At 41.8% G+C, this 15,931-nt stretch carries 13 protein-coding genes; 12 read left to right on the forward strand and 1 reads right to left on the reverse strand.

Features of this window, described 5'->3' with window-relative positions; genetic code table 11:
- The first annotated feature begins 5 nt into the window (after positions 1-5).
- From ahcY to ACNOGP_RS06430, 6 genes are all read left to right on the forward strand, one after another.
- A complete protein-coding gene (gene ahcY, locus ACNOGP_RS06405) occupies positions 6-1,424 on the forward strand; it encodes an adenosylhomocysteinase (protein ID WP_418214364.1) in 1,419 nt (472 codons plus the stop codon).
- 17 nt (positions 1,425-1,441) lie between these two features.
- Entirely contained in the window at positions 1,442-3,964 is a 2,523-nt protein-coding gene (locus ACNOGP_RS06410) for a YfhO family protein (protein WP_418214365.1), read from the forward strand.
- 224 nt (positions 3,965-4,188) lie between these two features.
- Complete coding sequence (locus ACNOGP_RS06415) at positions 4,189-5,520, forward strand: TolC family protein (protein ID WP_418214366.1); 1,332 nt, start codon at positions 4,189-4,191, stop codon at positions 5,518-5,520.
- A gap of 11 nt (positions 5,521-5,531) precedes the next feature.
- Positions 5,532-6,623: an HlyD family secretion protein gene (locus tag ACNOGP_RS06420; protein WP_418214367.1), complete on the forward strand. Its 1,092-nt coding sequence runs from the start codon at positions 5,532-5,534 to the stop codon at positions 6,621-6,623.
- A 70-nt stretch (positions 6,624-6,693) separates the two neighbouring features.
- The gene (locus ACNOGP_RS06425) at positions 6,694-8,331 is read left to right on the forward strand and encodes an MFS transporter (RefSeq protein ID WP_418214368.1); all 1,638 of its coding nucleotides are present in this window, start codon (positions 6,694-6,696) and stop codon (positions 8,329-8,331) included.
- A gap of 38 nt (positions 8,332-8,369) precedes the next feature.
- Positions 8,370-9,245, forward strand: coding sequence for an AraC family transcriptional regulator (locus tag ACNOGP_RS06430; protein WP_186968309.1), 876 nt, complete (start codon positions 8,370-8,372; stop codon positions 9,243-9,245).
- A 4-nt stretch (positions 9,246-9,249) separates the two neighbouring features.
- Here the strand turns inward: ACNOGP_RS06430 and upp are convergent, their stop codons facing one another.
- Positions 9,250-9,903 (reverse strand): uracil phosphoribosyltransferase, encoded by a 654-nt coding sequence (gene upp / locus ACNOGP_RS06435; RefSeq protein WP_186927610.1) that lies wholly within the window; start codon positions 9,901-9,903, stop codon positions 9,250-9,252.
- A gap of 270 nt (positions 9,904-10,173) precedes the next feature.
- Between upp and pckA the strand changes: the two genes are divergently transcribed.
- The 6 genes from pckA (at position 10,174) to rpsJ (ending at position 15,922) form a co-directional block, all read left to right on the forward strand.
- Positions 10,174-11,781, forward strand: a complete 1,608-nt coding sequence (gene pckA, locus ACNOGP_RS06440; protein WP_007761960.1) for a phosphoenolpyruvate carboxykinase (ATP) — start codon at positions 10,174-10,176, stop codon at positions 11,779-11,781.
- 122 nt (positions 11,782-11,903) lie between these two features.
- Positions 11,904-12,212, forward strand: a complete 309-nt coding sequence (locus ACNOGP_RS06445; protein ID WP_186968308.1) for a DUF3467 domain-containing protein — start codon at positions 11,904-11,906, stop codon at positions 12,210-12,212.
- Positions 12,213-12,348: 136 nt separating this feature from the next.
- Positions 12,349-12,750 carry a 30S ribosomal protein S12 gene (gene rpsL / locus ACNOGP_RS06450; protein ID WP_005675419.1) on the forward strand — a complete coding sequence of 134 codons (402 nt, stop codon included), beginning with the start codon at positions 12,349-12,351 and terminating at the stop codon, positions 12,748-12,750.
- A gap of 144 nt (positions 12,751-12,894) precedes the next feature.
- Positions 12,895-13,371, forward strand: a complete 477-nt coding sequence (gene rpsG, locus ACNOGP_RS06455; protein ID WP_005675420.1) for a 30S ribosomal protein S7 — start codon at positions 12,895-12,897, stop codon at positions 13,369-13,371.
- A gap of 46 nt (positions 13,372-13,417) precedes the next feature.
- A complete protein-coding gene (gene fusA, locus ACNOGP_RS06460) occupies positions 13,418-15,535 on the forward strand; it encodes an elongation factor G (RefSeq protein ID WP_007747921.1) in 2,118 nt (705 codons plus the stop codon).
- Between the two features lie 81 nt (positions 15,536-15,616).
- Positions 15,617-15,922 carry a 30S ribosomal protein S10 gene (gene rpsJ, locus ACNOGP_RS06465; RefSeq protein ID WP_002558075.1) on the forward strand — a complete coding sequence of 102 codons (306 nt, stop codon included), beginning with the start codon at positions 15,617-15,619 and terminating at the stop codon, positions 15,920-15,922.
- Positions 15,923-15,931: the final 9 nt, after the last annotated feature.

Genomic DNA, 15,931 nt, shown 5'->3' on the forward strand with positions numbered 1-15,931 from the left:
ACAATATGTCTACAGAATTATTCTCTACTCTGCCTTATAAAGTGGCAGATATTACGCTTGCTGACTTCGGACGCAAGGAAATCGATTTGGCAGAAAAAGAAATGCCCGGCCTGATGGCTCTTCGCGAAAAGTATGGAGAATCCAAACCGTTGAAAGGCGCCCGTATTATGGGATCGTTACACATGACTATTCAGACAGCCGTGTTGATTGAAACATTGGTGGCTTTAGGAGCTGAAGTACGTTGGTGTTCTTGTAATATATACTCGACGCAAGATCATGCTGCTGCTGCCATTGCAGCTTCAGGTGTGCCCGTATTTGCTTGGAAAGGCGAGACTTTGGCTGATTACTGGTGGTGTACATTGCAGGCTTTGACCTTTGCCGGTGGCAAAGGTCCGAATGTGATTGTGGATGATGGTGGTGATGCGACAATGATGATTCATGTAGGATATGATGCGGAGAACAATGCGGCTGTGCTGGAGAAAGAAGTACACGCTGAAGACGAAATAGAATTGAATGCTATTCTGAAGCGGGTTTTAGCGGAAGATAAAACGCGTTGGCATCGGGTTGCAGAGGAGGTACGTGGTGTATCGGAAGAGACGACGACCGGTGTACACCGTCTGTATCAGATGCAGGAAGAAGGCAAATTGCTGTTCCCGGCGTTTAATGTCAACGATTCGGTAACGAAATCTAAGTTTGATAATCTGTACGGTTGCCGTGAATCATTGGCTGACGGTATCAAACGTGCGACGGATGTAATGATTGCCGGGAAAGTTGTGGTAGTATGTGGCTATGGCGATGTGGGTAAAGGGTGCTCTCATTCTATGCGTTCCTATGGAGCACGGGTGCTTGTGACCGAAGTAGATCCGATCTGTGCTTTACAGGCCGCCATGGAAGGTTTTGAAGTCGTAACTATGGAAGAGGCTTGTACGGAAGGTAATATTTTTGTGACTACCACAGGAAATATCGATATTATTCGTATTGACCACATGGAGAAAATGAAAGATCAGGCTATCGTTTGCAATATCGGTCACTTTGATAATGAGATCCAGGTAGATGCTTTGAAACATTATCCGGGTATTAAATGTGTGAATATCAAGCCGCAGGTGGACCGTTATTATTTCCCGGATGGGCATAGTATTATTCTGTTGGCCGATGGACGTCTTGTCAATCTGGGTTGTGCAACCGGACATCCGTCGTTTGTTATGAGCAATTCATTTACGAATCAGACTTTGGCTCAGATTGAGTTATTTAATAATAAATATGATATCAATGTATATCGTTTGCCGAAACATCTGGATGAAGAAGTAGCTCGTCTGCATCTTGAAAAGATCGGTGTAAAGCTGACGAAACTTACTCCGGAGCAAGCTGCCTATATCGGTGTATCGGTAGACGGACCTTACAAGGCTGATCATTATAGATATTGATTTAAGTTGAAAAGTATATGAAGAAACTCCTTCCTGACATAGTTGCTATATTGGCTTTTGTTGTTATTTCTTTTGTCTACTTCTTTCCGGCAGATATTGAAGGGCGCATTCTGTTTCAGCATGACTCTGCTGCCGGTGCCGGAGCCGGACGGGATGCTCAAGAGTATTTTGAACGTACCGGTGAACGTAGCCGCTGGACAAACTCGATTTTCGGTGGTATGCCTACCTACCAGATGGCTCCGAGTTATGACTCGACAAAATCTTTGTCTTGGGTGGAGAAGACTTATCAACTTTACCTTCCGGATTATGTAGTACTGACCTTTATCATGATGTTGGGATTCTATATTCTCTTACGGGCATTTGGAATTTCGGCTTGGTTGGCGGGGTTTGGCGGTATAATATGGGCTTTCTCGTCTTACTTCTTTATTCTGATACCGGCAGGGCATATCTGGAAGTTTGTGACATTGGCTTACATTCCGCCTACGATTGCAGGGATTGTCCTGGCTTATCGAAGGAAGTATCTGTTGGGAGGAATAATTACGGCTTTGTTTATAGCTCTTCAGATTCGTTCCAATCACATACAGATGAGCTATTATTTCATGTTTGTGATTCTGTTTATAATAGGAGCTTACTTCGAAGATGCTTATAAGAAGAAAGAATTGACGCATTTCTTCAAGGCTAGTGCAATTCTGGCGTTGGCTGCTATGGTAGGCGTTTGCATTAATCTTTCTAACTTGTACCATACGTATGAGTATAGTAAGGAGACTATGCGTGGAAAGAGCGAGTTAAAGCAGGAAGGGAATGCTGCCAATCAGACCAGCAGCGGATTGGACCGTGACTACATTACGAACTGGAGTTACGGAATTGGAGAGACCCTGACTTTATTGGTACCTAATGTAAAAGGAGGAGCGTCGTCGGATAATTTGTCACAGAGTGAGGCTGCTATGGAAAAGGCAAATCCGATGTATAGTAGTATCTATTCGCAATTTCCGCAATATTTTGGTGATCAGCCGTGGACTGCCGGTCCGGTGTATGTAGGGGCATTTGTTATGTTCTTGTTCGTCCTTGGGTGTTTCATCGTAAAAGGTCCGCTTAAATGGGCATTATTGGGAGCTACTATTTTCTCCGTTTTACTCTCGTGGGGAAAGAATTTCATGGGACTGACGGATTTCTTTATAGATTATGTTCCGATGTATAATAAGTTCCGTGCTGTATCGTCTATTTTGGTTATTGCTGAATTTACTATTCCGTTATTGGCTATTTTTGCATTGAAGGAAATATTGGGCAGACCGGAAATTTTGAAATTGAAAGAGAACCGTACAGGTGTGATCGTATCGCTTGTGCTGACAGCTGGTGTCTCATTGGTCCTGGCTGTTGCTCCCGGTGTTTTCTTTTCTAGTTTCGTAACGGCGCAGGAGATGGCGGCTTTGCAACAAGGCCTTCCGGCGGAACACCTTACTCCGGTTGTGACAAATCTGACGGAGATGCGCAAAGCGATCATTGCTTCGGATGCATGGCGCAGTTTCTTTATTATAGCTGTGGGATGTTTCTTGCTGTTCTTATTCTTGCAGAAGAGGTTGAAAGCTTCTTTCACGCTGGTCGGTATTGTACTTTTGTGTTTGGCGGATATGTGGTGTGTCAATAAACGCTATTTGTATGATGAACAGTTTGTCCCGAAATCAAAACGGACAGAAGCATTTGTGAAGACTCAGGCGGATGAGATTATCCTTCGGGATACAGCTCCGGATTATCGTGTACTGAATTTTGTCGGTTTTCCGGGCAATACGTTTAATGAGAACAATACTGCTTACTGGCATAAGAGTGTCGGTGGTTATCATGCAGCGAAATTACGTCGCTATCAAGAGATGATCGATCATCATATCATGCCCGAAATGCAGGATACTTATCAGACTGTGGCTGCTGCCGGAGGTAGGATGGATAGTGTGGACGCTTCCAAATTCCGCGTATTGAATATGCTGAATACGAAATACTTTATTTTCCCAGCCGGAGAGAAAGGACAGCCTGTTCCTGTTGAGAACCCGTATGCATATGGTAATGCCTGGTTTGTGGATAAAGTGCAGTATGTGAATAATGCGAATGAGGAAATTGACGCTTTGAATGATATTCGCCCGACGGAGACTGCTGTGGTGGATGTGAGATTTAAAGAACAGCTAAAAGGGGTGACGGAAGGATACAAGGATTCTTTGTCTACTATCCGGTTGACGGATTACGAACCTAACCGATTGGTTTATAAAGTTTCTACTCCTAAAGATGGAGTTGTGGTATTCTCTGAAGTATATTATCCGGGATGGCAAGCGACAATTGATGGTCAGCCTGTAGATATTGCCCGTGCAGATTATATCTTGCGTGCCATGAATGTACCTGCCGGTGAACATACCATTGAAATGTGGTTTAATCCGCAGAGCATACACGTCACGGAAAGTATCGCTTATGTCGCGTTGGCTTTATTGTTGGTCGGAGTGATGATCCTTGTGTGGACGAAACGTAATAAGTTTACTGGAAAAATTGAAGCGAAATAAATGAATATTTGCTTTTGAATAATTAAAGTAGCTGAATTTGATAGGAACGGCTCTCTTCGGAAGGAAGAGAGTCGTTTGTTTTTCTATGCAGTATATCCGGAATAGTCCGGTTTTGGGTAGATTATTGCTCGAAAAGGGAAAATATGAATATAAACAAATAGTTTGTGGATACTCTCATTATGTCATAAGCTGCTAAATTTGTAGCCAATAATAGCATATATATTATGAGAAGACTACTATTCATATTTTCCTTTCTTTCCTTACTTGTTGTGGACGGAAAAGCGCAAGAGGTGGAGACCCTGACATTAGAGGATTGCCTTCGTATTGGTATTGACAATAACTTGTCGTTGGAGGGGAAACGCAAAGAAATACAGAAAAGCAAGTATGGCGTATCTGAGAACCGGTCGAAGTTATTACCACAGATAACGGCGATAGCCGGTTATAATAACAATTTTGATCCGCCTGTGTCCGTTACTGACGGCTCTTCTTATGGTGTCCCTTATAATATTACGAAAACATTGCAGCATACTGCCAATGCGGGGTTGGAAATGCAAATGCCGCTTTTCAATCAGACACTCTATACCTCTATGTCCATAGCTAAGGTGATGGAGGAAATCAGCCGCCTGTCTTATGGAAAGGCTAGGGAGGATATCATTATGCAAATCAGTAAGATGTATTATCTCGGACAGGTTACGGCCGAACAGATAGTACTGATAAAAGCTAATATCACTCGTTTGGAAGAATTGAGGGATATTACGCAAGCTTTTTTTGATAACGGAATGTCTATGGAAGTCGATTTGAAAAGAGTGAATATAAATTTGGAAAATCTGAAGGTACAATATGACAATGCACAGGCTATGATGAAACAGCAGTTGAATATGTTGAAATATATAATGGATTATCCGGCTGAAAAGGAGTTTGTATTAACACCGGTAAATACCGATAGTATTACTACAGTGGCTTTGACCGGTTTGTCGGAAAATATCTATGAACTTCAACTCTCACAATCACAAGTGCAACTGTCAGAGAAACAAAAGAAGATAATTAGTAACGGTTATATACCTTCACTGAGCTTGACGGGTAGTTGGCGATATGCTGCTTATACGGATAAAGGCTACCACTGGTTTCACTCCGGCCCATCCAACCATTGGTTCCGCTCTTACGGGTTGGGGCTGACGTTGCGTATTCCTATCTTCGACGGGCTGGATAAGACATATAAAATCAAGAAGGCGATGATTGATATCGAGAACAGTAAGTTGGCATGGGAAAATGCCCGGAAGAGTCTGCAAACTCAGTATCTGAATGCCGTGAACGACTTGATGAACAATCAGCGTAACTTTAAGAAGCAGAAGGATAATTATTTGTTGGCGGAAGATGTGTATACGGTCACATCCGACCGTTACCGTGAAGGAATTGCTTCTATGACTGAAGTGTTGCAGGATGAGATGCAAATGAGTGAGGCGCAGAATAATTATATTAACGCGCACTATAATTACCGGGTCACTAACCTGATGTTGTTGAAACTGACCGGACAAATCGAATCATTAGTCAAATAATAATCATAAATATGGAAACAATGGAAAATTATATTCCTTCCGCTACTCATCAGGAGAAAGCGAAGAAGATGAAGAAACTTCGTCGGTGGCAGATAGCAGTCAGCCTTTTGGGAGTGGCTATTATCGTCTGGGGAGTGATTGAGGTGATCTGTCTTTTCCTGAATTATAGTCGGACGGAGACTAGTAACGATGCACAGATAGAGCAATATGTGTCGCCTATCAACTTGCGTGCATCCGGCTATATTGACAAAATCTATTTTACCGAGCATCAGGAGGTACGTAAGGGAGATACGTTACTAGTACTTGACGACCGTGAATATAAGATTCGGGTAATGGAAGCGGAGGCTGCTTTGAAAGATGCGCAAGCCGGTGCAACGGTTATCAATGCGACACTCAATACAACACAGACAACAGCAACCGTTTATGACGCGTCTATCGCGGAGATTGAGGTGCGTTTGGCGAAGTTGGAAAAAGACAGGAAGCGATATGAGAATCTGGTGGAACGGAAAGCGGCTACCCCCATTCAGTTGGAACAGATTGTCACGGACTATGAAGCTACACGTAAGAAGCTGGAGGCTGTGAAAAGACAGAAAAAGGCAGCTCTTTCCGGTGTGGATGAAGTGTCTTATCGCCGTGTGAGTACTGAAGCTGCCATCCAAAGAGCAACGGCTGCACTCGAAATGGCACGTTTGAATCTTTCTTATACGGTTGTGGTGGCTCCATGTGATGGAAAACTGGGACGTCGTTCCTTAGAAGAGGGGCAATTTATTGCAGCCGGACAGACTATTACGTATATTCTCCCCAATACGCAAAAATGGATTGTGGCTAATTATAAGGAGACACAGATAGAAAATCTGAGTATTGGACAAGAGGTATCTGTTACGGTAGATGCGATCAGTGATAAAGAGTTCAAAGGGAAGGTGACCTCCATATCCGGAGCTACCGGATCCAAATATTCATTAGTACCAACGGACAATTCGGCAGGCAACTTTGTGAAGATTCAGCAGCGTATTCCGGTGCGAATTGATTTTACCGATTTGTCCAAGGAGGATAATGAACGACTGGCAGCAGGCATGATGGTAGTGGTGAAAGCCAAACTCTAATTACCTACCACCTCCTCCCGCACTATATCTCCTTCTTTGATTTTTAATTTATAATTTTTAATTAAACCCAATGCCCTCTTATCCTAAAAACTATCCTTTTTACAGTTGGATGCCCAAACCGTTGGGTATTATAATTCTTTTGTTCTTCTTTCTGCCGATTCTTACGGTAGGTGGGGTTTATTCGGTCAATAGTACCGAAATGATGAGTGGGCTTGGTATTATCTCCGAACATATACAGTTTGCCAACTTTGTGACTTCGATAGGTATGGCGGTTTTTGCTCCCTTTCTTTATCAACTGGTATGTGTGCGACGGGAAAAGATGATGTGTATTGTCGGGTTTGCATTCATGTATATATTCAGTTATATCTGTGCAAAGACTGATAGTGTTTTTCTGTTGGCACTTTGTAGTCTTTTGACAGGATTTTTGCGCATGGTGCTGATGATGGTCAATTTGTTTACGCTTATCTGGTATGCCGGTGGCATGGAAGCTACCCGCAACATTACTCCTGGTTTGGAACCAAAAGACGCTTCCGGATGGAATAAGCTGGATATTGACCGGTGTGTGAGTCAACCGGCAGTTTATCTGTTTTTTATGATTCTGGGACAGTCAGGTACGGCGCTGACGGCCTGGCTGTCCTTTGAATATGAGTGGAAATATGTATACTATTTTATGATGGGGATTCTGCTGGTATCTATTTTACTTCTTTTTATAACTATGCCGAATTATAAGTTTCCGGGACGGTTTCCTATTAATTTTCGTAAATTTGGCAATGTTACAGCGTTCTGCATCTCTTTGACGTGTCTCACTTATGTGCTGGTCTATGGGAAAGTACTCGATTGGTATGCTGATGAGTCCATCCGGTGGGCGACGGCTGTCAGTATTCTTTTTGCGGGAATATTTCTTTATATGGATGCGAGGCGCCGCTCTCCTTATGTATTGTTGGATGCGTTTAAACTGCGTACCATACGTATGGGAGCATTACTTTATTTGTTGTTGATGGTGATAAACTCCAGTGCAATGTTTGTCAATGTGTTTGCGGGGGTCGGTATGCATATTGATAATTTACAGAATGCGGCGTTGGGTAACTGGTGCATGGTGGGGTATGCTATTGGTGCTGTACTTGCTATGGCGTTGGGAAGTAAAGGATTGCATTTTAAGTATCTATTTGCTATGGGATTCTTCTTTCTGTCTTTGTCTGCCGTATTCATGTATTTTGAAGTGCAGACCGCAGGAGTTTATGAGCGTTTGAAATATGCGGTTATTATCCGTGCCACGGGTATGATGATTTTATATGCGCTGACGGCTGCCTATGCTAACCAACGTATGCCCTTTAAATATCTTTCCACATGGATCTGCATTATGCTTACCGTGCGTATGGTTGTGGGGCCAAGCATTGGAGGAGCACTCTATACAAATGTATTGCAGGAACGTCAACAGCATTATGTAACCCGTTATGCACAGAATGTGGACCTGCTTAATCCGGATGCTTCCGCTTCTTTTCTCGGTGCGGTGCAAGGAATGAAATATCAGGGGAAGAGTGAGACGGAAGCTCGTAATATGGCTGCCATATCTACCAAAGGCCGTATTCAGGTGCAGGCTACACTTTCCGCTCTTAAAGAAATGGCGGGATGGACGATCTATGGTGGATTAATTTGTATGATATTTGTGCTTGTTGTTCCTTATCCTAAACGGAAATTGTTAACTTAGTGCCGTTTTTAGTAGTACTCTGTTAATATGCTGTTATAATGGGAATTGGACGAGATCGTTTGTTGCAGTTTGAACGCGATTTGCTAAACGGAAAAAATATATGTAGTTCAAGAGGAATATTTGTGACTTTTCCCTCCCCGCTGCAAGCACCTTTTCATATGAAGGGGTTGGGGGTGATTGTTTGTGGGCAAGGAGAGTTTCTGTTTTTACTCAATCAGAAGAAACATTTGGCTAAGGCGGGTGAAAGTTTGTTTATTCCTGAAGATGGTGAATTTCAGATCCTCGAAGAATCTAGGGATTTGGAAATACAGATGTTGTTTTATCAGATAGATCCAATTCGGGATATTATGGGTAATCTGGTTGTTTCCATGTATATGTATTCTCGGTTGACATCTGAAGCCCCCTCTTGCGTGTGGAATACCGGTGAGGAGGAAGATATTTTGAAATATATGTCTTTGTTGGATAGTGCTTTGCAGCCTGAAGAAAATTCATTTAAGTTCTATGAACAGAAGTTGCTTCTGCTTGCGCTGACATACCGGATTTGCTCTATTTATAATCGTAAACTTGTTAGTGAAAGACGAGATGCGGGAGGGCGTAAGCGTGAAACCTTTATCCGCTTGATTCAACTGATCGAGCAGCATTATATGCAGGAGCGGGGAGTCGAATTTTATGCAGATAAATTATGTCTGTCACCCAAATACTTGTCTGCTGTATCTAAAAGTATCTGTGGATATACGGTACAGGAACTTGTTTTTAAGGCGATTATTCGTAAATGTATCTCCTTGCTTAAAAATACTCAAAAAAATATTCAGGAAATATCCAATGACTTTGGCTTCCCAAATGCTTCCTATTTTGGCACTTTCTTTAAGAAGCAAATGGGGATGTCGCCACAACAATATCGGAAGAGCCTCTAAAGGATTATTCCTTTTCTCCGTAAGCAAGGTCGCCTGCGTCGCCCAATCCGGGAACGATATAAGAATGTTCGTTGATTTCAGGATCAATAGCGGCACACCAGATAATAGTCTTGTCTTCGGGGAATATATTTTTGATATGTTCGATGGCTTGTTGGCTGGCGATAATGGAAGCTACATGAATCTCGGCTGGATGACCTTTGGTCAGCATTGCCTGATAACTGAGTTCCATGCTACTACCCGTTGCCAACATGGGATCTGTGATGATTAGTGTTTTGTCATCAATGCGTGGTGAAGCAATATATTCTATGTGTATATCAAATTTCAGTGTATCCTTATATTTACGGTAAGCAGAAACAAATGCGTTCTCCGCTCCGTCAAAATAGCTTAGGAAGCCTTGATGAAAAGGTAGACCGGCACGTAGAATAGTGCTGATAACCAATTGGTTGTCCGGAGTGCTGACCGGAGCGATTCCGAGAGGTGTCCGAATGTTCTTTACCGAGTAGGTAAACTCCTTACTCATTTCATAAGCCATGATTTCTCCGATGCGCTCAATGTTACGGCGGAAACGCAGGCGGTCGTTCTGAACTTCTACATTTCTAATCTCGGAGACGTATTGGTTTAGAATCGAATTTGTTTTGCTAAAATCAACTACTTTCATGATGAATAATTATTTAATGTATCCCGCATTATTTTGTTTTGCAAAGTAAGCGATAATCTTTCAAATTGCAATATTCAGTTTGCAGATATTGTTAGGAATTTATAAAAGAGATTCAATTAGGGAAAAATTTCTCTAATCCCTTCTTGCATTCCAAAGAAAGTATTACTTTTGTACCCGGATTTACAAGAGGGTATCCAATCTCCTCTGCATTTATATATCATAGAAAGAGATAATAAAACAAAATACCAATTTTAATTAATTCAAAAGAAAATGGCAAATTTAGATTTGAGCAAGTACGGTATTACAGGTGTAACAGAAATCCTGCACAACCCGTCTTATGATGTTTTGTTCGCTGAAGAAACAAAACCGAGTCTGGAAGGCTTTGAAAAAGGTCAAGTAACTGAATTAGGTGCTGTTAATGTAATGACAGGTATCTATACCGGTCGCTCTCCTAAAGATAAATTCTTCGTTAAGAATGAAGCTTCTGAAAATTCAGTATGGTGGACTTCTGACGAATACAAAAACGATAACAAACCTTGTACTGAAGAAGCTTGGGCTGACTTGAAGGCTAAAGCTGTGAAACAGTTGTCTGGCAAGCGCTTGTTCGTTGTTGATACTTTCTGTGGCGCTAACGAAGCTACTCGTATGAAAGTACGTTTTATCATGGAAGTAGCTTGGCAGGCTCACTTCGTAACTAACATGTTTATTCGCCCGACGGCAGAAGAACTTGCTAACTACGGAGAACCTGATTTTGTATGCTTCAACGCTTCTAAGGCTAAAGTTGACAACTACAAAGAACTGGGCTTGAACTCAGAAACTGCTACAGTATTCAACTTGAAGACTAAAGAACAAGTTATCCTGAACACTTGGTACGGTGGTGAAATGAAGAAAGGTATGTTCTCTATCATGAACTACATGAACCCGCTTCGTGGTATCGCTTCTATGCACTGTTCTGCTAACACAGATATGGAAGGTACTAGCTCTGCTATTTTCTTCGGTCTGTCAGGTACAGGTAAGACTACTTTGTCTACTGACCCGAAACGTAAATTGATCGGTGACGACGAACACGGATGGGATAACGAAGGTGTATTCAACTACGAAGGTGGTTGCTATGCTAAAGTTATCAACTTGGATAAAGACAGTGAACCGGATATCTACAATGCTATCAAGCGTGACGCTTTACTGGAAAACGTAACTGTTGATGCTAATGGCAAGATCGATTTCACGGATAAGAGTGTAACGGAAAATACTCGTGTTTCTTATCCTATTTATCACATCGAAAACATCGTTAAACCTGTATCTAAAGGCCCTCACGCTAAACAAGTTATTTTCTTGTCTGCTGATGCATTCGGTGTATTGCCTCCGGTATCTATCTTGAATCCGGAACAGGCTCAATACTACTTCTTGTCTGGATTTACAGCTAAGTTGGCTGGTACAGAACGTGGTATCACTGAACCTACTCCGACTTTCTCAGCTTGCTTCGGTGCTGCTTTCTTGTCATTGCACCCGACTAAATATGCAGAAGAACTGGTTAAGAAAATGGAAATGACCGGTGCTAAAGCATACTTGGTTAACACTGGCTGGAATGGTTCCGGCAAACGTATCTCTATCAAAGATACTCGTGGTATTATCGATGCTATCCTTGACGGTTCTATCGACAAAGCTCCGACTAAGGTTATTCCTTATTTCGATTTTGTTGTTCCTACAGAACTTCCGGGTGTTGATCCGAAAATCCTTGATCCGCGCGATACTTACGAATGTGCTTGCAAATGGGAAGAGAAAGCAAAAGATTTGGCTGGACGTTTCATTAAGAACTTCGCTAAGTTTACAGGTACCGAAGCTGGTAAGGCTTTGGTTGCTGCTGGTCCGAAGCTCTAATTGGAAAATCAGATATAATAGAAAAGCGGTTCGAATGTCGGACCGCTTTTTTGTTTGCTCAACATGAAAATATCTAAAGAAAATTGCGTTATTTTGCAGAATAACTATTAATCATATAAAATATGGAAGAACAAAATAATAACGGTCAATTGCAGATTGAATTGAAGGAAGAAGTGGCACAGGGTACATATGCCAATCTTGCTATCATTACCCATTCAAGTTCAGAATTTATTCTTGATTTTATACGTGTAATGCCGGGTATGCCTAAGGCTGGAGTACAATCTCGTATTGTTGTAGCTCCTGAGCATGCAAAACGTCTGTTACGGGCTTTAGAAGATAATATCGCTAAATATGAACGGGTATTTGGTCCGATACGTACTTCTGACGAATCTTCGATTCCTCCTTTGGCGGGTGTAAAAGGCGAAGCGTGAGGCTGATATAAAAATATTAAAAAATAAAAAAAGGTTGTAGTGCATTGAATATTCAAATATTATTCGTATTTTTGCAGCCCAAAATGTATAGTTGCGAAATTAATATAACAATAATATAAATCAAAAAACAATTAAAATGCCTACAATTCAGCAATTAGTAAGAAAAGGACGCGAAGTGCTGGTGGAGAAAAGTAAATCTCCGGCCTTGGATTCTTGTCCTCAAAGACGTGGCGTTTGCGTGAGAGTATACACTACTACTCCGAAGAAGCCGAACTCTGCAATGCGTAAAGTAGCCCGTGTACGTTTGACTAACCAAAAAGAGGTGAACTCATACATTCCGGGAGAAGGACACAACTTGCAGGAACACTCAATCGTATTGGTGCGCGGTGGTCGTGTGAAAGACCTTCCGGGTGTGCGTTATCACATTGTACGTGGTACTCTTGATACAGCAGGTGTTGCTGGTCGTACTCAAAGACGTTCTAAATACGGCGCTAAGCGTCCGAAACCGGGACAAGCTGCACCGGCTAAGAAAAAATAAGGATTAAAACCTAATTAAAATTAAAGTAATAACTTACGTTTTAGTTTGTTGGAGATGCTAAAGGTTGAGTAAATTCTCCGGTGGGAGAGTTGAAGAAGTCAAGAAGTAGACAACCAAGAACAAAAAACATTATTTTTCAAACAAATGAGAAAAGCAAAACCAAAAAAACGCGTTATCCTTCCGGATCCCGTGTTTAATGACCAAAAGGTTTCTAAGTTCGTAAACCATTTGATGTATGATGGTAAAAAGAATACATCTTATGAAATCTTTTATGCCGCTCTGGAAACAGTGAAAGTGAAACTTCCTAATGAAGAAAAATCCGCTCTCGAAATCTGGAAAAAGGCTTTGGATAATGTGACTCCGCAAGTGGAAGTTAAGTCTCGCCGTGTAGGTGGTGCTACTTTCCAAGTTCCTACTGAAATCCGTCCGGATCGTAAAGAATCCATCTCAATGAAGAATCTGATTCTGTTTGCTCGTAAAAGAGGTGGTAAATCAATGGCTGATAAGCTGGCTGCTGAAATCATGGATGCCTTCAATGAACAAGGTGGTGCATACAAGCGTAAAGAAGATATGCACAGAATGGCTGAAGCTAACCGTGCATTTGCTCATTTTAGATTCTAATACTATAAGATACAATTATTAAAAACTTAAAGTAAAAGGAATTAAGATGGCTAAGCAAGATTTACATTTGACTCGTAATATCGGTATCATGGCTCACATCGATGCCGGAAAAACAACAACTTCTGAACGTATCCTGTTCTATACCGGATTGACTCACAAGATTGGTGAGGTGCATGATGGTGCTGCTACTATGGACTGGATGGAGCAGGAACAAGAACGTGGTATTACTATTACATCTGCAGCGACTACTACACGTTGGCAATATGCAGGTGATACCTATAAAATTAACTTGATTGACACTCCGGGACACGTTGACTTTACTGCTGAAGTAGAACGTTCATTGCGTATCTTGGACGGTGCTGTTGCTGCTTACTGTGCAGTAGGTGGTGTAGAACCTCAGTCGGAAACTGTATGGCGTCAGGCTGACAAGTATAATGTACCTCGTATTGCCTACGTAAACAAGATGGACCGTTCTGGTGCGGACTTCTTTGAAGTGGTTCGTCAGATGAAGGATGTTCTTGGAGCTAATCCTTGTCCTATTGTTGTTCCTATCGGTGCTGAAGAATCTTTCAAAGGTCTTGTTGACCTTATCAAAATGAAAGCTATCTATTGGCATGATGAAACAATGGGGGCTGACTATACTGTAGAAGAAATTCCAGCAGACCTTGTTGATGAAGCAAACGAATGGAGAGATAAAATGCTCGAAAAAGTAGCTGAATTTGATGATGCTTTGATGGAGAAATATTTCGATGACCCTTCTACTATTACAGAAGAAGAAGTCTTGAGAGCTCTTCGTAATGCAACTGTTCAGATGGCTGTTGTTCCAATGCTTTGCGGTTCTTCATTCAAGAATAAGGGTGTACAGACTTTGCTTGACTACGTTTGTGCTTTCTTGCCTTCTCCATTGGATACCGAAAATGTAATAGGAACAAACCCGAATACTGGTGCTGAAGAAGATCGTAAACCGAGTGATGATGAAAAGACATCAGCTTTGGCGTTTAAGATTGCTACTGACCCGTATGTTGGTCGTTTGACTTTCTTCCGTGTATATTCAGGTAAGATCGAGGCTGGTTCTTATATTTACAACTCTCGCTCTGGAAAGAAAGAACGTGTTTCTCGTCTGTTCCAGATGCACTCAAACAAACAGAATCCGGTTGAAGTAATCGGTGCTGGTGATATCGGTGCGGGTGTAGGTTTTAAAGATATCCATACAGGTGATACATTGTGTGACGAAAGTGCTCCGATTGTGCTTGAATCTATGGATTTCCCGGAACCGGTTATCGGTATTGCAGTTGAGCCTAAAACTCAGAAAGACATGGATAAATTGTCTAATGGTTTGTCTAAGCTTGCTGAGGAAGATCCGACGTTTACGGTAAAAACTGATGAGCAGACAGGTCAGACTGTTATCTCTGGTATGGGTGAGCTTCACTTGGATATCATTATCGACCGTTTGAAACGTGAGTTCAAAGTAGAATGTAATCAAGGTAAACCGCAGGTTAACTACAAAGAAGCAATTACAAAAACAGTTGATCTTCGTGAAGTTTATAAGAAACAATCCGGTGGTCGTGGTAAGTTTGCTGATATCATCGTTAAGATTGGTCCGGTTGATGAAGATTTCAAGGAAGGCGGATTGCAATTTGTTGATGAAGTGAAAGGTGGTAATATTCCTAAAGAATTTATTCCGTCAGTTCAGAAAGGTTTCACAACTGCGATGAAAAATGGTGTATTGGCGGGTTATCCGTTGGATTCACTGAAAGTAACTTTGGTTGATGGTTCATTCCATCCGGTTGACTCAGACCAGTTGTCTTTCGAAATTTGTGCTATCCAAGCATATAAGAATGCATGTGCTAAGGCGGGTCCGGTGTTGATGGAGCCTATCATGAAGCTGGAGGTTGTAACTCCGGAAGAAAATATGGGTGATGTCATTGGTGACTTGAACAAACGTCGTGGCCAGGTTGAAGGTATGGAGTCCAGCCGTTCAGGTGCTCGTATCGTGAAAGCAATGGTTCCGTTGGCTGAAATGTTTGGTTATGTAACAGCGTTGCGTACAATCACTTCAGGTCGTGCAACTTCATCTATGGTTTACTCTCATCACGCTCAGGTTTCTACTTCTATTGCTAAGGCTGTATTGGAAGAAGTGAAGGGACGTGCTGATTTACTCTAAAATATCTAAGGCAGCAGGCTAGCGAATGACTCTTAGCCTGCGGCTTTATCTTATTTATAACTATCTAAATTTAAAATTGTAATGAGTCAGAAAATTAGAATTAAATTGAAATCTTACGACCACAACTTGGTTGACAAATCAGCTGAGAAGATTGTAAGAACCGTAAAGGCTACGGGTGCTATTGTTAGTGGTCCAATTCCTCTTCCTACGCACAAGCGTATCTTTACAGTGAACCGCTCGACTTTCGTAAACAAAAAGTCTCGTGAACAGTTTGAACTCTCTTCTTACAAGAGATTGATCGACATCTATAGCTCAACAGCTAAGACGGTAGATGCTCTGATGAAGTTGGAGTTACCGAGTGGTGTGGAAGTAGAAATTAAAGTTTGATAATTAAAA

It is taken from the genome of Bacteroides difficilis (assembly GCF_048319815.1).
Classification (GTDB): domain Bacteria; phylum Bacteroidota; class Bacteroidia; order Bacteroidales; family Bacteroidaceae; genus Bacteroides; species Bacteroides zhangwenhongii.

Coding starts and splice junctions, on each gene's coding strand:
- ahcY (WP_418214364.1), top strand. CDS start 6: ATGTCTACAGAATTATTCTCTACTCTGCCTTATAAAGTGGCAGATATT.
- ACNOGP_RS06410 (WP_418214365.1), top strand. CDS start 1,442: ATGAAGAAACTCCTTCCTGACATAGTTGCTATATTGGCTTTTGTTGTT.
- ACNOGP_RS06415 (WP_418214366.1), top strand. CDS start 4,189: ATGAGAAGACTACTATTCATATTTTCCTTTCTTTCCTTACTTGTTGTG.
- ACNOGP_RS06420 (WP_418214367.1), top strand. CDS start 5,532: ATGGAAACAATGGAAAATTATATTCCTTCCGCTACTCATCAGGAGAAA.
- ACNOGP_RS06425 (WP_418214368.1), top strand. CDS start 6,694: ATGCCCTCTTATCCTAAAAACTATCCTTTTTACAGTTGGATGCCCAAA.
- ACNOGP_RS06430 (WP_186968309.1), top strand. CDS start 8,370: ATGGGAATTGGACGAGATCGTTTGTTGCAGTTTGAACGCGATTTGCTA.
- upp (WP_186927610.1), bottom strand. CDS start 9,903: ATGAAAGTAGTTGATTTTAGCAAAACAAATTCGATTCTAAACCAATAC.
- pckA (WP_007761960.1), top strand. CDS start 10,174: ATGGCAAATTTAGATTTGAGCAAGTACGGTATTACAGGTGTAACAGAA.
- ACNOGP_RS06445 (WP_186968308.1), top strand. CDS start 11,904: ATGGAAGAACAAAATAATAACGGTCAATTGCAGATTGAATTGAAGGAA.
- rpsL (WP_005675419.1), top strand. CDS start 12,349: ATGCCTACAATTCAGCAATTAGTAAGAAAAGGACGCGAAGTGCTGGTG.
- rpsG (WP_005675420.1), top strand. CDS start 12,895: ATGAGAAAAGCAAAACCAAAAAAACGCGTTATCCTTCCGGATCCCGTG.
- fusA (WP_007747921.1), top strand. CDS start 13,418: ATGGCTAAGCAAGATTTACATTTGACTCGTAATATCGGTATCATGGCT.
- rpsJ (WP_002558075.1), top strand. CDS start 15,617: ATGAGTCAGAAAATTAGAATTAAATTGAAATCTTACGACCACAACTTG.